Consider the following 25,392-nt stretch of genomic DNA (forward strand, 5'->3'; position numbering starts at 1 on the left):
AATGACAACAACAAAAGTAGCAAAACACTTTAAAATTTCAAGAAAAAATCTTATGCTCTGTTTACATGAGCTACAAAGTGACTTTAATGAGATTGAAAAAAGCGATATTTCTATTTCTACTAATAATGGAACAATCTACATACATTCTGACAACATTGGCATCCAGTATTACTTATTGTTTAATAATTACTGCATCAATTCCACTGACTATATCTTGCTACGCGCCTTACTCTGCAAAGAAAACACGTCTGTTACTTTAATCAGTGAAGCAACAAGTTATAGTCCTTCATATATATATACTCGTTTAAGAAATATAAATAATTTACTTAATTATTATGGACTCTCAGTGGGCTTTTCCTCTACTTCAGAACGCATCGTAGAAGGAAGTGAATTTCAAATACATTATTTTTTCTTAGATTTTTATTGGACTATCTTTTTGAACATTCCTGCTTTTTACAAAAAAGAAACGATTTTTTATCCAGTCACCTTAGAAAATTATATTCGTCCAGAAATTATTAATCAACTGGATACCGCTTCTCAAGCCAAGTTGCATTTATTGATAAAAATAACTAACTATCGCTTTACTTATTCTGATTCAGAAGACATTAGCATTGATTATAATAAGCATCCTTATTTAATAATTTTTTTAAATGACGGAATTGATATTACACTGAAACATGCGGATTTTTGTAAAAAACAACGATTAATTATTAATGTGATTACAAGAACGTTAATCGCCAATATAGACACTGAAACCTCCGTCTCCCTTTTATTTAAGCAGTTACAAAATCAAAAAGTAACTGAATATTCTTATGTTACTAACTTATTCACTGCATTTTGCAAGGAATTTTCTCTTGTTGTTGATACAAAAGATCAATTGATGTATCAATTTCTTTTACTAAAACTGATTATTTGTAATCAATTATTTATTTATGATCAGCCTACTAGCTCGATTCGCGCCTTTACTTCTACCAAAGATGCCCTTTTGGTAGAGAGAATCACTTTTTTTTATGAGTCCTATAAACAAAAAAGTGAATTTGATCAATTAACGTTTAAAGATATTGAAAAACCTTACTGGATCATCGAATTATTAACGCATGTTTATAAAAAATTTACGCTACCGCCACCTGTGATTATTGGGATAAATTATACCCGAGACTTTGATATTTCTTTAGAAATCCAAAGAAGAATTACTGAATGCTTTAATAATGATAAAATCCGTTTTGAATATACCAATTTTCAAGAATGCGATTTAGTCATTTCAGACAGATTACTTTTCGATTTACCAACAAAAACTAATGTTTTTCAAATCTTAGATGAGACCATAGATGATTATGACTGGAAGCAGATTTTCTTTTGCATTGGGGACACAATCGCCAAAAATGGAACAAAAAAACCATTATAGACTAAAAAACCTGTTAACGATAACCGTTAACAGGTTTTTTTATAATAATTAGATCTTCAAGAAACGACGCATTGAAATAACTGAACCTAGTGATCCAATAATCATTCCTGTTGCAATCATTAATAGATTAACTTTCCAAATAAAATCTTCTGGACGAATTAATGAATAATTCGAACGCAATAACTGCGGGTTGAACATGTTATAAACTTGATGGTAGCCTAACGTCATAATAATGACTGGCACGATTGCGCCAATCAACCCAATCCAAGCCCCTTCTAAGAAGAACGGCCAACGAATGAAACTGTTTTTCGCTCCTACAAGACGCATAATTTGGATTTCTTTTTGACGAGATAAAATCGTAATCCGAATGGTATTGGAAATTAAGAACACCGCAACGAATAAAAGTAACGCAGCAGCTGCTAAGCCCCAAGTTCGAACGGTTTGAGCGATTTTAAAGATTTTGTCTGAGTTCACACCGCCGTAATCAGCTTTAAAAACACTTGGGAATTTGGCTGCTTGTTTCGCAATATCTTTCGTGTCTTCTGGTGTTTTCGCACGGACATAATACACATCGTATAATGGGTTACTGTCGCCTTCGAAAAGATTCCAGGCATCCCCCATTTGTTCTTGGATTTTTTTCAATTGTTGATCTTTGTTTGAATAAGAAATATCTTCAACATTGTCTAATCCTTTAAGTTGTTTTTCTAATGTTTTCATTTCATTTTGTTTTGTACCAATATCGACAAAAACAGACACTGTCACGTTTTTTTCGACATCATCAGCAAGTTTCGTTGCATTAAAAATAACGCCCATAAAAATACCAACTAAAACTAATGTAATTGTAACCGCACTTGCTGAGGCAACAGTCATCCAACCGTTCCGTTTTAAACTTTTGATACTTTCAAATAAATGAGAAAAGAATGTTCTAATCATCGTAGCCGTATTCTCCTTCCACTTGGTCACGGATAATGCGACCATTTTCAATGGCAATAACACGGTGACGAATCGTATTTACAATTGTACTATTATGCGTTGCCATCACGACTGTTGTTCCTTGTGCGTTAATCCGGTCCAACAATTTCATGATTTCCCATGAATTCTCTGGATCTAAGTTTCCAGTTGGTTCATCGGCAATTAAAACTTTTGGTGTATTTACAATGGCTCGTGCAATGGACACCCGTTGTTGTTCCCCACCAGAAAGTTCGCTTGGAAAAACACGTACCTTATGTTTTAGACCGACTAAATCTAAAACTTCCATCACGCGTTTCTTGATTTCGCGAGGACGTCGTCCAATAACTTGCATCGCATAAGCCACATTCTCATACACAGTTTTCTTTGGTAATAGTTTATAGTCTTGGAAAACGATGCCGATTTCACGACGTAAATAAGGAACTTCTTTATTTTTTATTTTCATTAAATCATGACCTGCAACCGTCAAATTACCCTTTGTTGCTTTTTCTTCACGATACATTAATCTAATAAAGGTTGATTTCCCTGCACCTGAGGGACCAACCACATAGACGAACTCGCCTTGGTCAATCTCTACTGAAATATTCCGAATCGCTGTTGTACCATTCGAATATTTCTTCATTACATCTTTCATTTCAATCATGGCGTTCTCTCCATCTCTTTTTTCTTCAATCCTACTCATTATAACATGTCAATATTGCAAACTTCTTGCATTAAGTTACATTTTTATTTCAATTTAATGAAGAGCTTAACTTAAGCGCTGTTTTAAGTAGGCATCAATGAAACCATCAAGGTCTCCATCCATCACAGCTTGTACATTGCCAGTTTCATAATTCGTCCGATGGTCTTTGACCATTGAATACGGATGGAACACGTAAGAACGGATTTGTGAGCCCCAGCCAATTTCCATTTGTTCACCACGTAAACTTGCTGCTTCTTGGGCTTTCTTTTCCATTTCCAATTGATATAATTTGGCTTTTAACATACTCATTGCTTGCTCACGGTTTTTTAATTGAGAACGTTGTGCTTGGCTTGCGACAACGGTGCCTGTTGGAATATGTGTGATTCGAACAGCCGATTCTGTTTTATTAATATGCTGACCACCGGCACCACTTGCTCGATAGGTATCAATTTTTAAGTCATCTGGATTAATCGCAATTTCTATTGTATCGTCTAATTCAGGCATTACATCAACTGAACAAAACGAAGTATGACGGCGTTTAGCGGAATCAAAGGGCGAAATCCGCACAAGACGATGGACACCTTTTTCAGATTTAAGGTAACCATAAGCATTGTAACCTTTGATTAATAAGGTGACACTTTTGATCCCGGCTTCATCTCCAGCTTGGTAATCCAACGTTTCAACTTGAAAGCCGTGACTTTCTGCCCAACGTGTGTACATTCGTAAAAGCATACTTCCCCAGTCTTGTGATTCAGTACCACCAGCACCAGGATGTAATTCAATGAGCGCGTTATTATGATTATATGGCTCATTTAGTAGTAAGGATAGCTCATACGTTGTTAAACGTTCTTGCAAGAGATGAATTCTTTCTTCCAATTCTTCTTGAATCTCTGCATCATATTCTTCTTGTTGTAATTCAAACATCACCGTTAATTCGTCAAGTTCCTCAGAGAGCTGATGAAATTGTTGATATTTTTCTTTCAAACTATTGGTTTCGTTAATTAGCTTTTGAGCTGTTTCTGTGTTGTCCCAAAAACCAGGTTCTCCCATCCGATTTTCCGCCTCGGCAATGTCTTCTTCTAACTGGTCTAAGTCAAAGAGACCTCCTGAAGCTAGTAATTTTTTGTGTCATTTCGTCTAATAATGTACGAATTTCTGGATTTTCCAAAATGATTCCTTCTTTCTCTTTATTGTAAAAAGAGCAAAGGCGGGACAAATTGCCCCACCCTGCGTTTTTTCTTTAATTAAGCGTTTCTTCCATGACAATTTTTGAATTTTTTGCCACTTCCGCATGGGCATAAATCATTACGACCCACTTTTTTATCTACACGCACAGGTTGACGCTTCGCACTTGTGTTGCTTTGTGCAGCTGCATCTTGTTCTGTTTCTGGATGTTCCGCTTGTCCTTGAGCTACTTGCTCACGTTGGACATTTTGGCGAATTTCCGATTTCATGAATAAACGTGTTACTTCATATTCGATTGAACCCACCATATTGTTATACATAGAATAACCTTCTGTTTGATATTCTACTAATGGGTTGTTTTGACCGTACGCACGTAAGCCGACAGATTGGCGTAATTGATCCATTGCATCAATGTGATCTGTCCATTTAGTATCGACGACACGCAAGATGACAACTTTTTCAAATTCTAGCAATTGTTCTTGACCATTCAATTGTTGAGATTTTTCTTCAAATACTTCTTGCGCACGTGCCACTAAATAGTCTTTGATTTCTTCAGCTGATTTATTTTCTAAGTCTTTTTTAGAAATCGTATCTTCATGGACAAGTGTTGAGGCTGCAAAATCGACAATCCCATCTAAATTCCATTCTTCTTTTTCTAATTGCGTATGGCTATCCACCACTCGGCCAATCGTCCGTTTTACCATGCCCATTAATACATCAGACAAGTCATTTTCTTCCATAATTACTTCTTGTCGTTGCGCATAAATAACTTCACGTTGCTCGCGCATCACATCATCGTATTGTAAGACATTTTTACGTGTGTCATAGTTATTTCCTTCCACACGTTTTTGAGCAGATTCTACTTGGCGAGTAAACATTTTGCTTTGAATAACCGCATCTTCTTCTTGCACATTCATTCGCTCTAAGAATGTTTTAATACGTTCTGAACCAAAGCGTTTCATTAAGTCATCTTCTAAAGATAAATAAAATTGTGAAACCCCTGGATCTCCTTGACGTCCTGCACGTCCACGCAACTGATTATCAATACGACGTGACTCATGACGTTCTGTTCCGATAACCGCTAGACCACCTAGTTCAAGCACACCTAAACCAAGTTTAATATCCGTTCCACGACCAGCCATATTTGTTGCAATTGTGACTGCACCTTTTTGACCAGCATTCATAATGATTTCGGCTTCTTTAAAGTGATTTTTCGCATTTAATACTTCATGAGGAATTTTAGCTGCGTTTAATTTATCAGAAAGTAATTCTGATGTTTCTACCGCAACAGTCCCCACCAACACTGGTTGTCCTTTGTGGTAGCGTTCTTTAATATCTTCCACCACTGCATTAAATTTACTTTCCAAGGTTGGATAAAGTAAATCTGGACGATCGTCACGAATAATCGGACGATTGGTTGGAATTTGAATGACTTGAATATTGTAAATTTCACGGAATTCTTCTTCTTCTGTTTTAGCAGTACCAGTCATACCGGCTAGTTTTTTGTACATCCGGAAGTAGTTTTGGAAAGTAATCGTCGCCATTGTTTTTGTTTCATCTTCAATTTCGACGCCTTCTTTTGCTTCAATCGCTTGATGCAAGCCATCAGAATAACGACGACCATCCATGATACGACCAGTAAATTGGTCAACAATTAAGACTTTATTGTCTTGAACCACGTAATCAATGTCTAATAACATGATATAGTTTGCCCGTAACGCTTGATCTAAATGGTGCGTTAATGCTGTATTTTCAATATCGTAAAGGTTATCCAGTCCGAAAGTCTGTTCAGCTTTTTCAATACCAGCTTCTGTTAAACCAATTGTTTTAGACTGAATATCAATTTTGTAATCTTCGTCTTCTTTTAAGCGTTTGACAAAATTATCCGCACGCGTATAGAGTGCTGTCGATTTTTCAGCTTGTCCAGAAATAATTAATGGGGTTCTTGCTTCATCAATTAAGATTGAATCCACTTCATCGACAATTGCATAGTTTAATGGACGTTGAACCATTTGGCTGCGATAAACTACCATGTTATCACGTAAATAGTCAAATCCTAATTCGTTATTTGTACTATAAGTAATATCACAGTTATATGCTTCACGTTTTTCATCAGAAGATTTAGAGTTAATGTTTAAGCCAACGCTTAAACCTAAGAAATTATATAATTCTCCCATTTCGTTAGAGTCACGGGTTGCTAAGTATTCATTAACTGTAACAACGTGTACTCCTTCGCCAGATAGTGCATTCAAGTATACAGGCATTGTGGCAGTCAAGGTTTTCCCTTCACCTGTTCTCATTTCAGGAATGTTCCCGTCATGAAGCACAATCCCACCCATTAATTGGACACGGTACGGGAATAAACCTAGTACTCGTTTAGCGGCTTCACGAACAACCGCAAACGCTTCTGGTAAGAGTTCGTCTAAGGTTTCCCCTTTTTGATAACGGGCTTTAAATTCATCTGTTTTTTCACGTAATTGTTCATCGCTTAGTTGTTCCATTGCACTTGCGTGTGCATCAATTTTATCGGCGATTTTTTCTAATCGTCTTAATTCTTTTTTATCGTTTTCAATCATTTTTTTCAAAAAATTTGCCATTGGTATCTGTGTTCCTTTCAATTACCTCTTTTTATTTTTGTATCCTTTTTGTACAAGAAGCACAATCTATCCGTTTTATTTTATCATTACTTGACGAGAAAGAAAACCATTTCTCTCTATTTTGCAGACATTTTCCTTTAAAAGAGGTACTTTTAAAGTTATTTTATGTATTTCTTTATTTTTTCTTTCTTGCGTACTTTAAAGATGTTTAAAGAGCTGAAATGCACAAAGGCATTTCAGCTCTTATTTTAAGCTTTAGTCTGTTTCAATCAAGCCATATTTACCATCTTTACGACGGTAAACAATGCTTGTTCCATTTGTTTCAGCATCTTCAAAAATGAAGAAGTTGTGTCCTAACATGTTCATTTGTAAAACAGCTTCTTCACTGTCCATCGGTTTTAATGATAGACGTTTTGTACGAACGATGTCTAATTCTGAAGGTGTTTCTTCTGTTTCTTCACCAACTAAGAAGACAGCGGCTTTTGTATTGTTACGTCCTGTTTCACGAGATTTTCTGTTGATTTTTGTTTTAAATTTACGAATTTGTCGTTCTAATTTATCGACAACCAAATCAATACTTGCGTATAAATCAGGTGACGTTTCTTCAGCTCGTAAAACTAGATAAGGAAGAGGAATAGTAACCTCGACTTTGGCTGTTTTTTCAGTGTACACTTTCAAATTCACGTGAACCGTTGCTTCAGGTGAATCGCTGAAATATCTTTCTAATTTACCGACTTTTTTCTCAACATAGTCTCGAATCGCTTCGGTTACCTCGATATTTTCTCCACGTACATTATATCTAAACATAACAATTACCCCTTTCATCTACCAGTAAAGAAAAGATTAAAGGACCACTCTTTAATTCCCTTCTTCTTAATTTCATTATATCGAATAATCTGGGTTTTGCCAACAAAATAGTCATCAATTTTATGAATTCTTTTCTTTTTACCGCGCGAGAGTAAACGTATTCAAACTTTTAGGATAACAGTTATTGATAACAGCAGCTGCGTGAAAAAGAGTTCGTCCAGTGGTATAGATGTCATCCACCAAAATAACAGAACAATTTTTTAATTTTTCTTGATTTTCTTTTTGGATCGCGAATGGTTGTTGCAACCGCATCCTTTCCTTTCTGGTTTTCTTAGATTGCGGAATATTTTCCTCTTTTCTGATTAAAAAAGGTGTGTATAGAACATCAGCCGCTTCTAGCAAGCCAATTACTTGATTAAAGCCTCGTTCTTGCATTCTTTTTTCGGATAAGGGCACCGGAATAATATAGTCCGCAGAATGTTGCTGAAAGTAAAAATTTATTTCCTCATTAAAACACGTTCTTAAGCGATAGTCTCCTTGAAATTTATAGCGTTCCATCCACTCTTGCATTTCTTCATCATAATGAAACAACGCTGCATTATGAAAAGAATACTCTGGATAAAGTAGCTGCCACCTTTGACAATCAAAACAATAATGCTCTCGGCTGACTCGACTGCAGCCAAAACAAGTGCCTGTCATTGGCAGTTTCTGGAACTTTGCTTGGCATTGCTGGCAAAGTGAAGGACTCGCCCATGTTTTAAAACGTAAGAGCATTTTTAATGTTATCTCCAAACGAATGGGCTCTGCGCAATTTTTACAATCCATCTAACATCCCTCGTTTGCTAGCCAAGCGATTCATTTGCTTGATTTGCCGAATCGCCTCTTTCATATCTCTTGTTTCTCCATCATGTAAAAATAAAACTTCACCGTAATTGAATTCTTGCCTTCGATCGACTCGACCCGCGATTTGGACAAGTGTCGAAGAAGTGAAGACTCGATGATTGGCACCATAAACAATAACTGAGACTGCATCAAAAGTCACACCACGTTCTAAAATGGTTGTAGTGATCAAAATATCCGTTTTCTGCTGACGCATTGCTTGAACTTTTTCCAGGCGAAGCTCATCACTACCATAAACGGCAACAACTTCTTTGTCGGAAAATCGCTTAGCTATTAATGCATGTAATTGGTGAATTAATGAAATGCTTGGGCAAAATAGTAAAACTGAATTACGCGCCAATAAACGTCTCACATGATGTGCAATGAGTTTAATATTTTTGGTAGAAATACGTTGCCACGACTGAACCCAAAATCGACGTGGCACAGGTAATGGCCTACGATGATATCTTGCTGGCAAAATACTGGCTGCTAATTTTTTTTGCTGTAAAAGCTTCCGCAATTCTTTCGTAGGGGTTGCTGTTAAGTACACCAAACTACTTCTTTTTTTTCGTGCGTTACGCACCCCATAATAAAGATGCTCGTTATTAACAAAAGGAAAAGAGTCTACTTCATCAACGATGAGTAAATCAAATGCCTGATGAAATTTCAATAATTGATGTGTGGTGCAAATCACTAATTTCGTATAACGATACGCTTCTTGACTGTTTCCATGAAGTAAAGCAATCGCTTCATGAGGAAAAACCGCTTGGATTCTGGGATACAGTTCTAAGCAAACATCGACACGCGGCGAAGCCAACGCAATCCGTCCCCCTTCTTGTAAGGTTTGGTGCAAAACAGCAAATAACATTTCCGTCTTGCCTGCACCCGTAACTGCCCACACTAACCGATTCTCTCTTACTTTTGCTGTCTCACAAAGTTCAACTGAGATTGCTTGTTGTCCCTTTGTTAATTGTCCAGACCACTCAAAAAAGACAGTTCTTGGGCTATTGGGCCTTTCTGGTAAATGACAAAATTTTTGACAAGAAGTCACACGTCCTAATTGAATGCAAGCATGACAGTAGTAAACATTTGTCGCCAGTCTATTTTCTTTTTTGGATACGACTTCCCCGCACCGCTGACATTGAATGGTTAGGGGTGAACGCTCTAACATGGTTGGTAAATAAACCAGTTTTGTCTGTATTGAACGTTCTGTTTCTTCAAGAATTATTTTACGACCATGTAAATCTTCCATGTTAACCACCTCATTTATAAAATACGCATTTCTCTAACTTTTTTGCGAAAAAGGAAATCTCCAACCGCTATCTTTCTATTCTTATCTAGTTGTGACCTACTAAACGAACTCTTGATACGCTTTATTGTTTACACCATTTTTCTACTCTCGACTTGCCTATATGCAGATTTTTGATAAACAAATTTATCTACCTTTAAAGAAAAATTAATGTTAAAGTATATCTAGTACTCTAAGCTTTAATTTGAAAAGACTAGAAAGGAGTAAGTTTTATCATGGAAAACATTTTTTTAAAAAGACTAGAACTCAAAGCTTTTGAAGAAGATTCTGTTTTTTCAAAAATTGAAGGGCTGAATAAATTTAATTCACTAAATTTAAAAAAACCTATTACTTTTTTTTCAGGTGAAAATGGAACTGGAAAATCCACTTTACTAGAAGCAATCGCAGTCAATTGGGGATTTAATCCTGAAGGCGGTAGTATTAATTTTAATTTCTCTACAAACGATACTCACTTGGATTTACAGAATTATTTAACTGTTGGGAAAAGTGTAAAGCGTGCTACGGATGGTTTCTTTTTAAGAGCTGAAAGTTTCTACAATGTTGCTACATATGCAGAAAATATAGACTTAGATTTTTCTGAATACGGCGATAAATCCTTACATCATCAATCACACGGCGAAAGTTTTTTGAATCTGGTGAACCATCGGTTTAGAGGGAATGGTCTGTACCTATTAGATGAACCTGAAGCGGCTCTCTCACCTCAACGCCAGCTAGCTTTAATGGTCTCTATAAAAAAACTAATTGATGAGGGATCTCAGTTCATTATTGTCTCTCATTCACCTATATTACTTGCAATGCCTGACTCACAAATTATTTCTTTTGATAAAGATAGACCTTTGGAAATCTCGTATGAAGAAAGTATGCCTTATGAAATAACCTCATTATTTTTAAACAACAAAAACAGAATTCTCTCTCATTTATTTGCTGAATAAGTCTGTTAATTGCTTGTGTCATACTATAATGACTGGTATATAAAAATATTGTTAATCATTCTTTGAATGATTACTTTCAGACTACGGAAAAGTGCGTTCAATATTCAGAAAATAGATTGTTAAGTATGTTTTTTTCTTAGTATCCAGATCAAAGTAAAAAAATTAAAGACAGTTGTCTTTCTCTAGCTCACAGGGCTAATTTCGGTTCTATAATTTATGGAACTGATGAACCAGAGTGGATTCTTCAGCCCAATTCTAATTAACTAAAGTCACAAAAAAGACAAGTTGCTTTTTCGAAGATTCTCGAAAAAACAACTTGTTTTTTTACTCTTTTTTATCTGCTTGTGCTAACAAACCCAAGGCTTGTTCCAAAACTTTTTCCCCGTTCATTAAGCCGTAATCTGACATGCTAATGACATCTGTTGGGATACCTTTTGGTGATAGACGCTTTTCAAAATCACTCTTCATATAACGAACTTGTGGACCTAACAATAACACATCGACTGGATTATTTTCTAAATTCGTTTCTGCTTCCGATGCAGAAGCCGCAAATATATGGGCATCTAACCCTTGATTAAATGCTGCTTTTTGCATTTTTGTAACAAGCAAACTAGTACTCATTCCTGCGGAGCAAACTAACATAATTGTTTTTTTTGACATTTTAACAGCCCCTTTTACCATTGCCTTTTTCAATTTTCAACATTGTCTATTAAAAATATTATAGTGTAAAGTTAATTTTTGTCAATCATTCTTGTTTTTTAAAGCGGATACAATCTTGATTTAAACGTACCATGCTGACTTCAGCAATTTATTAAATACCACATATTCTTTTTCCAAATTCACTTGAACTACTTGGTAACTCGCATTCAACCAACCATAAGCGCCCTTTTCTGGATGCTTATAATCGTTCGCCCACCAATCGACATCTGTCTTAGCAGTTTTCGGTAAACCAGAATGAGGGAATAACAATTCATCAAACTGGGTAAAGGTCAAGGTAACTTGGGAACCGCCATTCGTTTTCAAATAATGAGTAATTGTATCATATTTTTTCTGTCGTGTATGTACCATTTTCCAGCGCCTCCCTTTTCTCTATCATACCTTATTATAACGTTTTTTTCCAAAAATCTCACAAAAAAGATGAGATAAAAAGTTGCTATTCAGTTGATTCTTTTTTATACTGACTTTATTACGAGAGAAAAGGATGCCCATATGTTAGAAAGCTATATTACAGTCAAACAAGATGGTTTCAGCGAGATTGAAATCAAGAAATCGCGGTTTATCTGTTCTGTAAAGCGCGTAACATCAGAAGAAGAAGCAAAAGCCTTTATCGCCGCAATAAAAAAAGAACATTGGAAAGCCAATCATAATTGTAGTGCTTTTGTGATCGGCGAAAAAAATGACATTCAGCGGAGCAGCGATGACGGCGAACCTAGTGGCACTGCTGGTGTTCCAATGCTGGAAGTCTTAAAGAAAAAAGAGTTAATCAATGTAGTGGCTGTTGTCACTCGTTATTTTGGCGGAATAAAATTAGGCACTGGTGGTTTAATCCGAGCATATAGTCATGCTCTTTCGCACACTTTAGATGAAATTGGTTTAGTCATTGGCAAATTGCAACAAGAGCTATTGATTACGATCGCCTATCCTTTATTAGGAAAAGCCCAAGCCTTTTTGGAACATAGTCCCTACACGCTTAAAGAAACTATTTACACAGAATCTATTCAGTTGATTTGTTTAGTTGATGAACAAGCAACAGAAACATTTATAGCCGAAATGACGGATCTACTTAACGGTCAGTTGACAATTGAAAAAGGCGCAACAAGCTATCACGAACTACCATTTAACGAAAAAGGAGCACAATCAAATGACATTTGAAGAAGTATTGCCACAGATTAAAGCAGGAAAAAAAGCCGTACGTAAAGGCTGGAGCGGTTTTGAACTTTTTATTGAATTACGTGATGAAATTGGCACCTCCGAAGGTGAATTTTTACAAGTTACCCCGTATTTTTTAATCAAAACTTCTGATGAAGGCTACAGCATGTTTTCACCAACACCTTGTGATGTCTTGGCAGAAGATTGGGTGATTGTTGAAGCATAACTACACACATAAGGTCTGGCAGATTACGGCGATTGCCCGTTCCTCCAGACCTTAATTTTATAAACGTTTAAAGGAGTTTTTCTTATGCCAAAAGAATTTGAAACAAAACGGGTGCTTGTAACCGGCGCAGCTTCAGGGATTGGCCAAGCACAGGCAATTGCCTTTGCTGAGCAGGGCGCTGAGGTTATTGGCATCGACCTAGACGAAACAGGACTAAAGCAGACAGCCGCACTGGTTAACTTAGATTCTACTAAGTCGTTTACTTATTTTGTCGGTGATGTGTCTTCTCCCTCATTTGTGCAAGCCACGATGAAACAAATTGTGAAAGACAAAGGACAAATTGATATTTTATTAAATACGGCAGGTATTTTAGATGATTATCGTCCTTCTCTAGAAACTTCGGAAGCTTTATGGGATCAAATTTTAGCAACCAATTTAAAAAGTGTTTTTTTAGTGACCAATGCTCTATTACCTTATTTCCTCCAACAAAAAAAAGGAGTAATCGTTAATATGGCATCTATCGCTGGCTTAGTAGCTGGGGGCGGCGGTGCAGCGTACACTGCCTCCAAACACGCAATCATCGGGTATACAAAACAACTTTCCTACGATTATGCCAAATTAGGCCTTCGAGCAAATGCGATTGCGCCAGGTGCCATCCAAACACCCATGAACGCAGCTGATTTTGCAGGAGAAGGCGAACTGGCTACGTGGGTAGCACGTGAAACACCCGCGGGCCGTTGGGCACAGCCACAAGAAGTAGCAAAACTTTCATTATTTCTAGCTAGTGATAACGCTGATTATATCCATGGTACAGTCATGACTATTGATGGTGGTTGGACCATGAAATAAAAAGACTTTACAGAGTGTCTATTATTCAGTAACATGTAACACAGTGAGGTAACTCACACCATAACACTTCAGTTGGCTTTGCTGCCCTTCCTTTGGTTATGGTTATCACTAAAACACGTTGTTGTTTTATAAAGGAGAATCTCAAATGAATCATTCATCAAACCCACAAACCAGTACGTGGTCAGCTACGACTTTGGCTAAAATGGCTTTGGTTACCGCCTTGTATGTCGTCGTCACTGTACTTCTCGCTCCGCTTAGTTTTGGTCCGATACAGCTTCGTCTTGCCGAATTATTTAATTATTTAGGCGTTTTTAACAAGCGATATATCTGGTCCATTACGTTAGGGGTTGCGATTGCCAATACCGCTTCGCCTCTTGGTATCATCGATATAGTCATCGGTAGCTCTGGCACGTGCGCAGTCTTATGGATTGCCTATTTGGCGACAAAAAATCAGCAAAATTTGTTGATTAAACTGATGCTGACGGCCATTATTTTTGCTTTGTCCATGTTCACTGTCGCCGGACCCTTAACGTTCTTTTACCAGTTGCCTTTTTGGTACACTTGGTTAACCGTTGGCCTTGGTGAACTTCTTTCAATGACAGTCGGCGGTATCCTGATTTACGTGTTAAATAAAAAAATACAGCTTGTAAAACGCATCGAAGAATAAAAAAGCGCTTGGGATATAAATTCCAAGCGCCTTTTTGACTCTATCCTTTAAGTTGAATGAAGTCTGCTTGCCATTTCCCAAGAGAAGGATTGTAATCAAAATACCAAAGTTGTGAAAAGTATTGTTTTTGATGCTTGTATCCCGATAAAACACGACCGCTTTGAGCATCTTCCTCGTAGTCAATACAAGAAAAATGAATCATCAGTGAAAAACTAGTTTCACTAATATGATGATAATTCGAAGCTGGCGCTACTTTCACTTTTTTCACATGATTTCTGATGCCCGCTTGTTGATTTGCTTGTAATACTGCAAGATGTTTTTGATAAAGTTTTTCTGTATAGTTATCTTTGACTACAGACAAGTTTTCTTGATCCCACGCTTGTTGTATTTCTAAAAACGTTTGTTGTATTTCTTTTAAGAATGCCTTTTTTTCTTTTGATGTTCCAGGTAAGGCCGCCCACATTTCTTGAAAAGCACCTTCATCGACTGGTTGATTTCTACGACGTCTTTGCAAAATCACCGCGCCCCCAAAAAGGACAAAAAACGCTGTTGAAATTAAGCCTTCCAGTGGCGTTGTGTTGCTGGTTCCTGTCTCATTATGATGAACATAACTCCTTGATCCATTACCGCCTGACGAAAAACCATTCGAGGGATTGCCACCGCTAGGACTTTCTACACGACCACCGCCATAGCCACCAGCTACAGCCGCCGCTTGATTCGGCCATAAAAAAAAGACCATGACACATCCCACAAAAACCAAAATTAACTTTCTCATTTTCTCACCTTTCGATCCCTTCAAACCAACAAATTAATAAATAGACGCAGAATACTAAACAAAGCGCCAAGATTAACAATGATTAAAAACACCTTTAGCCATCTACCGTATGGTTGTGCTGATTGATAACTTCGTTGATAAATGCTTAAGCCAAACAGGACTACTGGCCACATAAATATACTAGATCTTGGGCCAAACGAATTACCCTCGCCCCAAAAGTTCACATGAATGGGCACATGAGCTGGTAAATCAGGATAAACCACCGCACTTAATAACAGTAAACTGACTGCCAAGACACTTGTAACAATAAACAACCCCTGACTAATTTTTTCAATCTGCTTCTCTCTCATTATCTTAGCTTTCTCCTCTAGTTTAATGATAAATATACTATCAGTTTATGCCTCCCTATTTGAATTTGCAATAAAAAAAAGACAAGGAAACATTCGATTAAATGTCCTTGCCTGTTTAAAAATGTTAAACCAAGCCTTTCAGGCCTATATCTTTTCGAAAATACATTCCAGGAAATGAGTAATTATCCAATGTCTGATAAACTTTTTTACGCGCTTCTTCAAGAGTCGAAGCAGTCGCTTCTACTAAAAAGATTCGTCCGCCAGCCGAAACCAGAGACTGCTCTGAACGGGCTACTCCTGCATAATAGATGGTTTCACCAGACATTTTTGGCAATGGCAGGCTTGTCTTGTATTGATTAGGATAGCCTTCTGCTGCTACAACAACACCAATACTCGCTAACTCATTCCATTCAATCGTTGGTTGCTCTTTCGTCAACAATGAAGAAATTATTTCTGAAAGGGGACTCTCTAAGCGGGCCAACACAACTTGTGTTTCTGGATCCCCAAATCGAGCATTAAATTCAATAACCTTGGGGCCAGTTGCTGTTTGGATTAGACCAGCATATAAAATCCCTTGAAACGGACGTTTTTCATTCACCATTCCTTTAGCAGTCGGTTTCAGGACTTGGCTAATGGCTTGCTGAACCGCTTCTTCTGGGATCTGAGGCACTGGTGTGTAAGCGCCCATTCCCCCTGTATTCGGCCCAATATCCCCATCGAAAATCCGCTTATGATCTTGAGCAATCACCATAGGATATACCTTCTCATTAGAAACAAAGGCCATTAAGGAAAATTCTTCTCCTTGCAAAAATTCTTCGATTACGACCGTTTGACCGCTTGCTCCAAATTGTTGGTCCTCCATCATCGCAACTAGCGTTCGTTTTGCGGCTGCTTTTGTTTCAGCAACCACTACTCCTTTTCCAGCTGCCAAACCATCTGCTTTAATAACAATTGGTACTCCTTGCTGTTCAATATATTCTAAGGCAGGTGCCAAACATTGAAAGACCCGATAATCCGCCGTCGGAATCTGGTATTTACGCATAAAATCTTTCGCAAAACTTTTTGAACCTTCAATTATTGCGGCTGCTTTTGTCGGCCCAAAAATCAGTAATCCCGCTTCTTGAAAGGCATCTACAATCCCTTCAATTAATGGCGTTTCCGGGCCGACGAATGTCCAATCAATCTGATTATCCTTCGCAAATTGAATTAATTCCGTTTGCTGCTCTTCATTGATAGGTACAGTCCGAATATTATCACCATTCATACCAGGGTTACCTGGTGCACAATAAACAGTCTTGACTTTGTCTTCTTGCTGTAATTTTTTGGCGATTGCGTGTTCACGTCCACCACGCCCAATCACTAATATGTTCATCGGTTTCTCCTTTAAATATTAATGTTTGAAATGACGAGTCCCAGTAAAAATCATCGCAATACCATAATGATTCGCTAGATCGATTGATGCTTGGTCTTTAATGCTCCCGCCTGGCTGAATAATTGCTTGAATGCCATGTTGTGCAGCATATTCCACGCTATCTGCCATGGGGAAAAAGGCATCACTTGCTAAGACGGCCCCTTGTAATTTTCCAGCTGCTTGGGCTTGATCAACTGCAATTTTTACTGAACCAATTCGATTCATTTGACCAGCGCCAATCCCCACCGTTTGGCTTTCATTGGCTAAAACAATAGCGTTTGATTTTACATGTTTGACTGCTTTCCAAGCAAAGTTCAAGGCGTCTCTTTCGGCTGGTGTGGGTTGGCGCTCTGTAACAACTTGCCATGCTTGGTCATTTTCAACAACTGTATCCTGTTCTTGAATTAATAACCCGCCCATAACAGAAACTAATTCCACCGCTTTTTTTTCTTGAGCATGAAAATCTAACGTTAACAAACGAAGATTCTTTTTCTGAGATAACAGTGCCAAAGCTTCTTCCTCAAAACTAGGCGCAATAATTATCTCTAAAAAGATTTGATGCATTTCAGCCGCAGTCGCTTGGTCCACTGGACGATTCAAAACAACAATGCCACCAAAAATTGAAACTGGATCTGCTTCAAATGCCTGACGATAGGCTGCCAAAATCGTTTTTCCTGTTCCAATTCCACATGGGTTCATATGTTTAACAGCGACGACCGTTGGTTCTGTAAACTCGCTAGCAATCCGGAGTGCTGCATCAGCATCTCGAATATTGTTATATGACAGTTCTTTGCCATGAAGTTGTCGAGCGGAAGCAATGGATAATGATACAGGTACAACGGATTGATAAAAGGTGGCTTGTTGATGGCTATTTTCGCCATAACGCAATGTTTGCTTGCGTTCATAAGTGAACGTCTGTTTCTCTGGTTCAGTTTCACCCACTTGCGTCGTTAAATAGTCAGCGATAAGCGCGTCATAAGCAGCGGTATGACGAAAGACTTTTGCTGCTAATCTTTTTCTAGTGGCTAACTGGCTAGTTCCAGTGCTGCTAATTTCACTTAATACCTGTTCATAATCACTAGGATCAACCACTGCTGTTACGTCTTGATAATTTTTTGCCGCTGAACGTAACATGCTAGGACCGCCAATATCAATCATTTCAATCGCTTCTGCTTCAGAGATCGCTGGTTTTAAAATTGTTTCTTTAAATGGATAAAGATTCACTACTACAAGGTCAATAAAGTGAATGCCTTGTTCAGTCAGTGCTTTTTGATGCGCTTGGTTTCCCCTTTTCGCCAAAAGTCCACCATGGATGTTCGGATGTAACGTTTTGACACGGCCATCTAACATTTCTGGAAAGCCAGTGATGTCGTCAATAGCAAGTGTCGGTACCCCCGCTTCTTCTAAGACAGTCCTTGTTCCCCCCAGTGGAGATAATTTCAAAGCCATTTGCAACTAAGCCTGCTGCAAATGTTGTCACTCCTGTTTTGTCTGAAACGCTAATCAATGCTCTTTTGGTCATTTCGTTGTCTCCTTTACAATTTGTGAAATTACTTTTGGGTACCATTCGTGCTCAAGAGCATGAATTTTCTCTGTTAATGTGTCCAATGTGTCTTCGGTGTCAATCTTGGTTGTTGTTTGGAAAATAATCGGTCCTGTATCAACCCCAGAGTCAACATAATGGATAGTGATTCCTGTTATTTTCACTCCATAATGAAATGCCTCTTCAATTCCTTGAAGACCTGGAAAACTAGGTAACAGAGAAGGATGAATATTGACGATTCTCTTTGGATAAGCCTCCAGTAAAGTCTTGCCGATAATTCTCAAATAACCAGCTAACACGATTAAATCGATCTGATGCTCTTTTAAATGTTTCAATACTTGTTCCTCATACTGCGCACGAGATGGAAAATCAGATGGTGAAAAGCAAACAACGGGAAGCTTGCGTTTTTGGGCGCGTGTCAATACGTATGCTTCAGGCTGGTCACAAAAGACTAAGCTCAACTGCCCTGCGATTTTTTTCTGGGAAAAAGCTGTAGCAATCGCCTCAAAATTGCTACCATTGCCAGAGGCAAAAACAGCTATCTTCATAAGGCTTCCTTAAAAATAACGGCTTTCGTTTCCCTAGGTACCAAACGACCAATTTCAAAAGCTTCTGGCAAAAGCTCCTGAAATTTTTCGACATGCTCTGGACTTACCGCTAAAATCATCCCTAGACCCATATTGAAAATTTCATACATTTCTTCAGGCGGAATTTCACCATATTTTTGAATCAACTTAAAAATTGGTAGCACTGGCCAACTGTTTAATTGAATCTCTGCAGCTAATGAGGAAGAAAACATTCTTGGTAGATTTTCCAAAAAACCGCCGCCAGTAATATGTGCAGCCCCATGTACGAGTCCTGCTTTTAACAATGGCAATAATTCCTTCACGTAAATTTTTGTCGGTATTAATAATTCTTCCCCTAACGTTTTGGGGGCCAATTCTGGAAACTCGTCCGTTGTTTTAAACGAATGTTTCTTAAAAAAAACATCTCTTACTAAAGAGTAACCATTAGAATGAAGACCACTTGAAGGAAGACCAATCAAGAAATCGCCTTCTTTTACATTACTTGGTGCCAAGAGTTGACTTTTCTCAGCAATACCCACGGCAAAACCAGCCACGTCATAAGCATCTGCTTCATACATATCAGGCATTTCAGCTGTTTCGCCCCCAATTAAGGCTGCATTTGCCTCACAACAGCCAGCCGCAACACCCGCAACAATTGCTTCAACTTTAGCTGGATTAACGGTTCCTAACGCTAAATAATCTAAAAAATATAACGGTTCGGCTCCTTGTGCGACGACATCATTGACACACATTGCTACACAATCAATTCCGATTGTCTCGTGTTGCTGTTCTTCAATTGCTAAGAGTAACTTTGTACCTACGCCATCTGTTCCTGATACCAAAACTGGTTCTTTAAGCTTGTAACTACTTAAATCAAAACAACCGCCAAAACCACCAAGCATGCCCAACGTTCCCGTCCGTTGCGTTTTTTGGCTATGCTTTTGAATTCGTTCTACTACTTCGTATCCCGCCTCAACATTTACGCCAGCTTTTGAATAGGCATTTTCCATTTCAATTCCTCCTAGTTTCTTTTTTCAAGGATGCTTGATATTGTTCTTCATAATCATACAAAGGCGTTGGGTAGTCTCCATTAAAGTAAGCCATACACAACCCAGAATAAGGAGCATCATAATTTAATTGAATCCCATCAATCAGCCCTGCTTCACTCAAAAAAGCAAGCGAATCTGCGCCAATCTGCTCTTTGATCTCTTCAATTGAATAGTTTGCCGCAATTAGTTCGTCCCTAGTCTGTATATCAATGCCATAAAAACAGGGATATTTTAATGGTGGTGAAGCAATTCTGACATGAACTTCTTGCGCTTCTGCTTCTTTTAATAAATGAATAATACGCCGAATAGTGGTCCCACGAACGATCGAGTCATCAACTAAAATGACTTTTTTCCCTTTGACCACGCCACGAACTGCCGATAGTTTCATACGGACACCTTGTTCTCTTAATTCTTGTGTTGGCTGAATGAATGTTCGAGCGACATATTGATTTTTTACTAAACCTAGTTCGTAAGGAATCTTTGCTTCTTCTGCATAGCCACTAGCTGCAGACAATGACGAGTTGGGCACTCCAATCACCATATCAGCTGCAACTGGACTTTCGATTGCCAAGTTCTTCCCCATTCTTTTACGTGCTGTATGCACATTAACTCCAGCAATATTTGAATCTGGTCGCGCAAAATAAATATATTCCATTGCGCAAATCGCTGGTTGGACTTCCGTAGTGAAAACCTCTATTTGCAAGCCTTCATCAGAAATGATGACTACTTCACCAGGTGCCACATCTTGAATAAAGCGAGCGCCAACTGTTTCTAATGCACACGTTTCGGATGCCACAACATACGCGCCATTGTTCATTTGTCCGATGGAGAGAGGACGAAAGCCATTGGAATCGAGTGCAGCAATCATCATTGTTTCTGTTAGTAAAAGATAAGCAAAGCCCCCCTTAACCAAATTCAAGCTCTCTTTTAGTTTATCGAGAAACGAGGCAGCAGTGCTTTTTCGAATCAAGTGCATTAAAATTTCAGTGTCTGAATTGGAATGAAAAATTGCCCCCTCTGTTTCTAGTTGTTTTCGTAAACGCTTGGCATTTGTCAAATTGCCATTGTGCGCTAACCCAATTTGACTATCATAAAATTTAAACAAAAATGGCTGGATATTATCCACGCTACCCGTACCAGCGGTTGCATAGCGTACATGACCAATAGCCGCTGTTCCCTCTAACGCATTCAGTTGTTCTTGCTTTTGGAAGACTTCTGCTAATAAACCTAAATCACGGTGCCCATCTAATTTCCCAGAATTGTTCGCCACAATTCCCGCGCCTTCTTGGCCTCGATGCTGTAAGCTGTGTAAGCCAAAATAGGTCACTTGTGCCGCTTCTGGATGACCCCAAATACCAAAAATACCACACTCTTCATTTAAGCTTTTTGCTTCATAAGACATGGAATCGCATCCTCCCATAAGGCTTTGGCTTCTTTTGTTGAACAATTGATCACATCATCTAACGCATGAATGACCAAACCAGTTTCAGTCACTTTCCCAATGTGTTGGGCTTTTTTTCCAATAAGTGTTTCAAATGCTTCTTGATGCTGGGGACTAACTGAAAGAATAAAACGGGATTGCGTCTCCGCGAATAGATATTCTTTTTTTAATGGCAGTGTCACCTGTAACCCCAATTCGTTGGCAAAAGTCGATTCGGCTAAAGCAACGGCAACGCCGCCTTCAGCGCAATCATGGGCGCTAGCAACCAGGCCCGCTTGAATTGCTTTTAAAACTAATTCTTGGTTTGCTTTTTCCTCTTTTAAATCAAATGAGCGTAATTGCCCTTCAATTCGACCCAGTTGCATTATTTGAATTTCTGAGCCGTTAAAATCTGCGTGAGTTTCACCGATGAGATAAATTAAGTCATCAATTTGTTTAAACGCTTGTGTGGTAATATGTGATACATCTTCAATCACTCCCACCATGCCGATCATCGGCGTAGGATAAATGGCTTGACCATCTGTTTCATTGTAAAGAGAGACGTTCCCTGAAATCACGGGTGTTCCTAGTTGACGGCAGGCTGCGGCGATTCCATCCGCTGATGTCCATAATTCCCAAAAACTTTCTGGTTTATCTGGGGAACCATAATTCAAGCAATCAGTGATAGCCAAAGGTTGTGCCCCACTTGCAACAATATTACGAGCTGCTTCTGCAACCGCAATTTGCCCACCAATTTCAGGATTTAAATACAAATAACGGCTATTACAATCTGTCGTCATCGCTAAGGCTTTGTTGGTGCCCCGCACTCTTAAAACAGCTGCATCACTTCCTGGTTGCACCACTGTATTCGTTTGGACTTGACTATCATAGGTTTCGTAAACTGATTTTTTTGATGCAATCGTTGGCTGTTGCAATAGACGTTTTAATAATTCCGTACTATTCGCAATTTCTGGAATGAAGGGGGCTAATTTTTTAAAAGCACGCATCCGTTCTGGTTCTTGATAAGCTTTCTGGTAGACAGGTGCTTCTTCTGCTAAAGCATCTACTGGTACATCTGCGACTATTTTGCCCCTGTGAAAGACACGATACTGTCCATCATCTGTTACGGATCCAATCGCTACCGCTTCTAAGTCATACGTTTGAAATAATTCACAAACTTGCTGTTCTGTTCCTTTTTCCACACAGATTAACATCCGTTCTTGGGACTCAGACAAGAGCATTTCATAGGGACTCATCTGCGTCTCTCTCTGCGGAACTTTATCTAGCTCTAGAATCAAGCCTGAACCTGCTTTTGATGCCATTTCAGCACTTGAAGAAACCAAGCCTGCCGCCCCCATATCTTGGATGCCGATTAAAATATCTTGATGATTTTTGATTAAATCAAGACAAGCTTCCAATAATAATTTTTCCATAAACGGATCACCTACTTGTACCGCAGATCGTTGCTGTTCTTCGCCTTTACTAAATTCTTCTGAAGCAAAGGTCGCACCATGAATCCCATCTCGTCCTGTTTTCGCACCTACGTAAAGAATGCTATTTCCGACGCCTTTTGCTTGGCCTTTTTGAATCTCATCATGACGAATCAATCCCACACACATAGCATTAACAAGTGGGTTTCCTTGATAACATGGTTCAAAAGCAATTTCGCCGCCAACGGTTGGAATACCAATACAATTTCCATAACCGCTAATCCCCGCCACAACTTCTTGAAACAAATAACGTGTTCGCGCATCCGTCAGTTCGCCAAATCTTAACGAATCCAATAAAGCAATCGGCCGCGCGCCCATACTGAAAATATCGCGAATAATTCCACCAACGCCTGTAGCTGCTCCTTCGTAAGGTTCCACTGCAGAAGGATGATTATGGCTCTCTGCTTTAAAAACAACAGCTAATCCTTCACCAATATCGACAATCCCAGCTCCTTCACCAGGACCTTGAAGCACTTGTGGCCCTTCCGTCGGAAACTTTTTTAAAACGGTCTTGGAATTTTTGTAAGAGCAATGTTCACTCCACATCACGGAAAATAAGCCAGTTTCTGTATAATTAGGTTCTCTTTGCAAAATGGTCTCAATCTGATGATATTCTTCATCTGTTAATCCCCATTCTGCATACAACCGTGTCTCCTTGATTTCTTTTGGTGTTGGTTCATTCATCATTGGCTTAATTCCTTTCCAAAGTTTTTAATGATTGAAGCAAAAAAGCTGCGTCCATCTGTTGAACCTAACAATTCTTCCATCGCTCGTTCCGGATGAGGCATCATTCCTAGAACATTGCCCTGTTCATTACAAATACCAGCAATATTCGCAAGACTACCGTTCACCCTTTCTTGATACGTAAAAACAATTTGGTTCTTTTCTTTCAGCTCTTTCAACGTTTTTTCATCACAATAGTAATTACCTTCGCCATGTGCTACTGGTAAATGTATCGAGACATTTTCAGGATACTCGCTTGTAAACTTTGTGTGCGTATTCACTTTCAACGGGACACTTTTACAAATAAAACGAAGCGAATCATTTCTTAGCAACGTACCAGGAAGCAAGCCAATTTCTGTTAAAATTTGAAAGCCATTACAAGTACCAAAAACCATTTTGCCTTCTGTAGCAAAGCGAATCACCTCATTGATAATTGGTGAAAACCGAGCAATTGCACCACAACGTAAGTAATCGCCATAAGAAAAACCACCAGGCAACAACACGCCATCAAATTTTGCTAAAGAAGTTGTATCGTGTCGGACAAATTCTGCATCGACGCCCATCACATCTTTGACAGCCCACAATAAGTCTGCATCACAATTGGATCCTGGAAAAACAATCACTGCCAATTTCATTTAAATTTCCTCCAAAGATAAAATTTCAAAACGATAGGATTCCATATTTACATTGGCTAATAGTTGATCGCAAATTTGTTCAATTTTCTCTTCAACTGATTCTGTCTGCTGGACGCGCATTTCAAAATACTTACCGACACGGATTTCGGCTACTTCTGTAAAACCAAACCGATGGACTGCTTCCTTAACCGCTTCACCTTGGGGATCCAAAATTGATTCTTTATACGTAACATAGACTTTGACAAAATACATAAGCACTTCCTCCTCAATTAGCTGTTAGTAAACGTTGTAAAACTTCTTCATATACAGGAACTATTTCTCCTAGTTCACGGCGATAAACATCTTTGTCCAGATGTTCGTTTGTGTTTAAATCCCATAGGCGACAGGTGTCTGGAGAAATTTCGTCTGCCAGTAACAATTGATTGGCCTTCGTCCGACCAATCTCGATTTTAAAATCGATCAAACAAATATTCAGGCGTTGAAAGAGTTGACTGAGCGCCTGATTAATTTGTAACGCCAACGCTTTAATCTCCACAATTTCAGCAGGGGTGGCCACCTTTAGAAATTGAATATGGTCTTCGTTAATAAAAGGATCATCCAGACGATCTTCTTTGTAATAAAATTCGATAATGGGCGTCACTAATTTAGTGCCCTCTTCAATCCCTAAACGCTTCGAAAAACTTCCTGCCGCATAATTACGTACGACAACTTCCAAAGGAATCATTTCTACAGCTTGAATTAATTGTTCGTGATCAGAGATTTTTTTAATAAAATGATTGGGAATCTTCTGTTGCTGTAAATGTTCAAAAATTAGACTAGTGATTTGATTATTCAAAGCACCTTTCCCAAGAACTTTATCTTTTTTTTGACCGTTTAAAGCTGTTGCTTGATCAAGATATTCCACAAAAAGAACCGCTGCATTTTCTGTTTGATACAACTTCTTCGCTTTTCCTGTATACACAAGTGCTTTCTTTTCCATTCTTTCCCTCTTCTCGTTAGCTTCATGGACCCTATTCTTTCTAAGTCGGCTGATTCACACCAAAAACTTACATTA

At 38.5% G+C, this 25,392-nt stretch carries 25 protein-coding genes and 1 pseudogene; 6 read left to right on the forward strand and 20 right to left on the reverse strand.

Annotated elements, in window-relative coordinates:
- Position 1 precedes the first annotated feature (1 nt).
- Positions 2–1,405 carry a helix-turn-helix domain-containing protein gene (locus tag IGL49_RS07070; protein ID WP_104854018.1) on the forward strand — a complete coding sequence of 468 codons (1,404 nt, stop codon included), beginning with the start codon at positions 2–4 and terminating at the stop codon, positions 1,403–1,405.
- A gap of 48 nt (positions 1,406–1,453) precedes the next feature.
- Here IGL49_RS07070 and ftsX read toward each other — a convergent pair whose 3' ends face one another.
- From ftsX to IGL49_RS07105, 7 genes are all read right to left on the reverse strand, one after another.
- The gene (gene ftsX, locus IGL49_RS07075; RefSeq protein WP_002360154.1) at positions 1,454–2,338 is read right to left on the reverse strand and encodes a permease-like cell division protein FtsX; all 885 of its coding nucleotides are present in this window, start codon (positions 2,336–2,338) and stop codon (positions 1,454–1,456) included.
- Positions 2,331–3,017 (reverse strand): cell division ATP-binding protein FtsE, encoded by a 687-nt coding sequence (gene ftsE, locus IGL49_RS07080; RefSeq protein WP_002361935.1) that lies wholly within the window; start codon positions 3,015–3,017, stop codon positions 2,331–2,333. Before ftsE ends, ftsX begins: the two co-directional genes overlap by 8 nt.
- 105 nt (positions 3,018–3,122) lie before the next feature.
- Positions 3,123–4,224, reverse strand: a protein-coding gene (prfB, locus tag IGL49_RS07085) for a peptide chain release factor 2 (protein ID WP_141409943.1) whose coding sequence is annotated in 2 segments (ribosomal slippage) — positions 3,123–4,151 and positions 4,153–4,224 — 1,101 coding nt in all. Because the reading frame shifts where the segments join, the coding sequence is not laid out codon by codon here.
- 76 nt (positions 4,225–4,300) lie between these two features.
- A complete protein-coding gene (secA, locus tag IGL49_RS07090; protein WP_002381826.1) occupies positions 4,301–6,838 on the reverse strand; it encodes a preprotein translocase subunit SecA in 2,538 nt (845 codons plus the stop codon).
- Between the two features lie 255 nt (positions 6,839–7,093).
- A complete protein-coding gene (gene hpf, locus IGL49_RS07095; RefSeq protein WP_002357293.1) occupies positions 7,094–7,645 on the reverse strand; it encodes a ribosome hibernation-promoting factor, HPF/YfiA family in 552 nt (183 codons plus the stop codon).
- Between the two features lie 138 nt (positions 7,646–7,783).
- The gene (locus IGL49_RS07100) at positions 7,784–8,470 is read right to left on the reverse strand and encodes a ComF family protein (RefSeq protein WP_104854019.1); all 687 of its coding nucleotides are present in this window, start codon (positions 8,468–8,470) and stop codon (positions 7,784–7,786) included.
- Positions 8,460–9,776, reverse strand: coding sequence for a DEAD/DEAH box helicase (locus IGL49_RS07105; protein WP_104854020.1), 1,317 nt, complete (start codon positions 9,774–9,776; stop codon positions 8,460–8,462). Before IGL49_RS07105 ends, IGL49_RS07100 begins: the two co-directional genes overlap by 11 nt.
- A 272-nt stretch (positions 9,777–10,048) precedes the next feature.
- Here IGL49_RS07105 and IGL49_RS07110 point away from each other — a divergent pair, with 272 nt between their 5' ends.
- Positions 10,049–10,765, forward strand: coding sequence for an AAA family ATPase (locus IGL49_RS07110; RefSeq protein WP_104854021.1), 717 nt, complete (start codon positions 10,049–10,051; stop codon positions 10,763–10,765).
- Between the two features lie 324 nt (positions 10,766–11,089).
- On the opposite strand, the gene IGL49_RS07115 is transcribed toward IGL49_RS07110, so the two are convergent.
- On the reverse strand, positions 11,090–11,425 hold the full coding sequence (locus IGL49_RS07115) for a PTS sugar transporter subunit IIB (protein WP_002360150.1): 336 nt from the start codon (positions 11,423–11,425) through the stop codon (positions 11,090–11,092).
- Between the two features lie 120 nt (positions 11,426–11,545).
- Positions 11,546–11,833 carry a DUF7662 domain-containing protein gene (locus IGL49_RS07120; protein ID WP_002357286.1) on the reverse strand — a complete coding sequence of 96 codons (288 nt, stop codon included), beginning with the start codon at positions 11,831–11,833 and terminating at the stop codon, positions 11,546–11,548.
- A 141-nt stretch (positions 11,834–11,974) separates the two neighbouring features.
- Here IGL49_RS07120 and IGL49_RS07125 point away from each other — a divergent pair, with 141 nt between their 5' ends.
- From IGL49_RS07125 to IGL49_RS07140, 4 genes are all read left to right on the forward strand, one after another.
- Positions 11,975–12,637: a YigZ family protein gene (locus IGL49_RS07125; protein ID WP_010708717.1), complete on the forward strand. Its 663-nt coding sequence runs from the start codon at positions 11,975–11,977 to the stop codon at positions 12,635–12,637.
- Positions 12,627–12,860, forward strand: a complete 234-nt coding sequence (locus tag IGL49_RS07130) for a DUF2829 domain-containing protein (RefSeq protein WP_002357284.1) — start codon at positions 12,627–12,629, stop codon at positions 12,858–12,860. The genes IGL49_RS07125 and IGL49_RS07130 overlap by 11 nt, the downstream gene beginning before the upstream one ends.
- Before the next feature lie 84 nt (positions 12,861–12,944).
- Positions 12,945–13,709, forward strand: coding sequence for a 3-oxoacyl-ACP reductase (locus tag IGL49_RS07135; protein ID WP_104854022.1), 765 nt, complete (start codon positions 12,945–12,947; stop codon positions 13,707–13,709).
- Positions 13,710–13,854: 145 nt separating this feature from the next.
- Entirely contained in the window at positions 13,855–14,376 is a 522-nt protein-coding gene (locus tag IGL49_RS07140) for a QueT transporter family protein (protein ID WP_104854023.1), read from the forward strand.
- 40 nt (positions 14,377–14,416) lie between these two features.
- On the opposite strand, the gene IGL49_RS07145 is transcribed toward IGL49_RS07140, so the two are convergent.
- The 11 genes and pseudogenes from IGL49_RS07145 to purC all read right to left on the reverse strand — a co-directional run bounded on the left by IGL49_RS07145 (position 14,417) and on the right by purC (position 25,317).
- Positions 14,417–15,151, reverse strand: a complete 735-nt coding sequence (locus tag IGL49_RS07145; protein ID WP_104854024.1) for a TIM44-like domain-containing protein — start codon at positions 15,149–15,151, stop codon at positions 14,417–14,419.
- Between the two features lie 20 nt (positions 15,152–15,171).
- Positions 15,172–15,501, reverse strand: a complete 330-nt coding sequence (locus IGL49_RS07150) for a DUF1648 domain-containing protein (RefSeq protein WP_104854025.1) — start codon at positions 15,499–15,501, stop codon at positions 15,172–15,174.
- Positions 15,502–15,625: 124 nt separating this feature from the next.
- Positions 15,626–16,873, reverse strand: a complete 1,248-nt coding sequence (purD, locus tag IGL49_RS07155; RefSeq protein ID WP_104854026.1) for a phosphoribosylamine--glycine ligase — start codon at positions 16,871–16,873, stop codon at positions 15,626–15,628.
- A gap of 18 nt (positions 16,874–16,891) precedes the next feature.
- Positions 16,892–18,434, reverse strand: a pseudogene (gene purH / locus IGL49_RS07160) (bifunctional phosphoribosylaminoimidazolecarboxamide formyltransferase/IMP cyclohydrolase).
- Positions 18,431–19,003 carry a phosphoribosylglycinamide formyltransferase gene (purN, locus tag IGL49_RS07165; RefSeq protein ID WP_104854027.1) on the reverse strand — a complete coding sequence of 191 codons (573 nt, stop codon included), beginning with the start codon at positions 19,001–19,003 and terminating at the stop codon, positions 18,431–18,433. The pseudogene purH and the gene purN overlap by 4 nt, the downstream one beginning before the upstream one ends.
- Complete coding sequence (purM, locus tag IGL49_RS07170) at positions 19,000–20,031, reverse strand: phosphoribosylformylglycinamidine cyclo-ligase (RefSeq protein WP_104854028.1); 1,032 nt, start codon at positions 20,029–20,031, stop codon at positions 19,000–19,002. The genes purN and purM overlap by 4 nt, the downstream gene beginning before the upstream one ends.
- A gap of 1 nt (position 20,032) precedes the next feature.
- Positions 20,033–21,472: an amidophosphoribosyltransferase gene (gene purF / locus IGL49_RS07175; protein ID WP_104854029.1), complete on the reverse strand. Its 1,440-nt coding sequence runs from the start codon at positions 21,470–21,472 to the stop codon at positions 20,033–20,035.
- Positions 21,448–23,667, reverse strand: a complete 2,220-nt coding sequence (purL, locus tag IGL49_RS07180; protein WP_104854030.1) for a phosphoribosylformylglycinamidine synthase subunit PurL — start codon at positions 23,665–23,667, stop codon at positions 21,448–21,450. Before purL ends, purF begins: the two co-directional genes overlap by 25 nt.
- Positions 23,664–24,338 carry a phosphoribosylformylglycinamidine synthase subunit PurQ gene (gene purQ, locus IGL49_RS07185; RefSeq protein WP_104854031.1) on the reverse strand — a complete coding sequence of 225 codons (675 nt, stop codon included), beginning with the start codon at positions 24,336–24,338 and terminating at the stop codon, positions 23,664–23,666. Before purQ ends, purL begins: the two co-directional genes overlap by 4 nt.
- Positions 24,339–24,590 carry a phosphoribosylformylglycinamidine synthase subunit PurS gene (gene purS / locus IGL49_RS07190; RefSeq protein ID WP_104854032.1) on the reverse strand — a complete coding sequence of 84 codons (252 nt, stop codon included), beginning with the start codon at positions 24,588–24,590 and terminating at the stop codon, positions 24,339–24,341.
- A 13-nt stretch (positions 24,591–24,603) separates the two neighbouring features.
- Complete coding sequence (gene purC, locus IGL49_RS07195; protein WP_104854033.1) at positions 24,604–25,317, reverse strand: phosphoribosylaminoimidazolesuccinocarboxamide synthase; 714 nt, start codon at positions 25,315–25,317, stop codon at positions 24,604–24,606.
- Positions 25,318–25,392 lie beyond the last annotated feature (75 nt).

The organism is Enterococcus sp. DIV1337a (assembly GCF_051712285.1).
In the GTDB taxonomy this organism is placed as follows: domain Bacteria; phylum Bacillota; class Bacilli; order Lactobacillales; family Enterococcaceae; genus Enterococcus; species Enterococcus faecalis.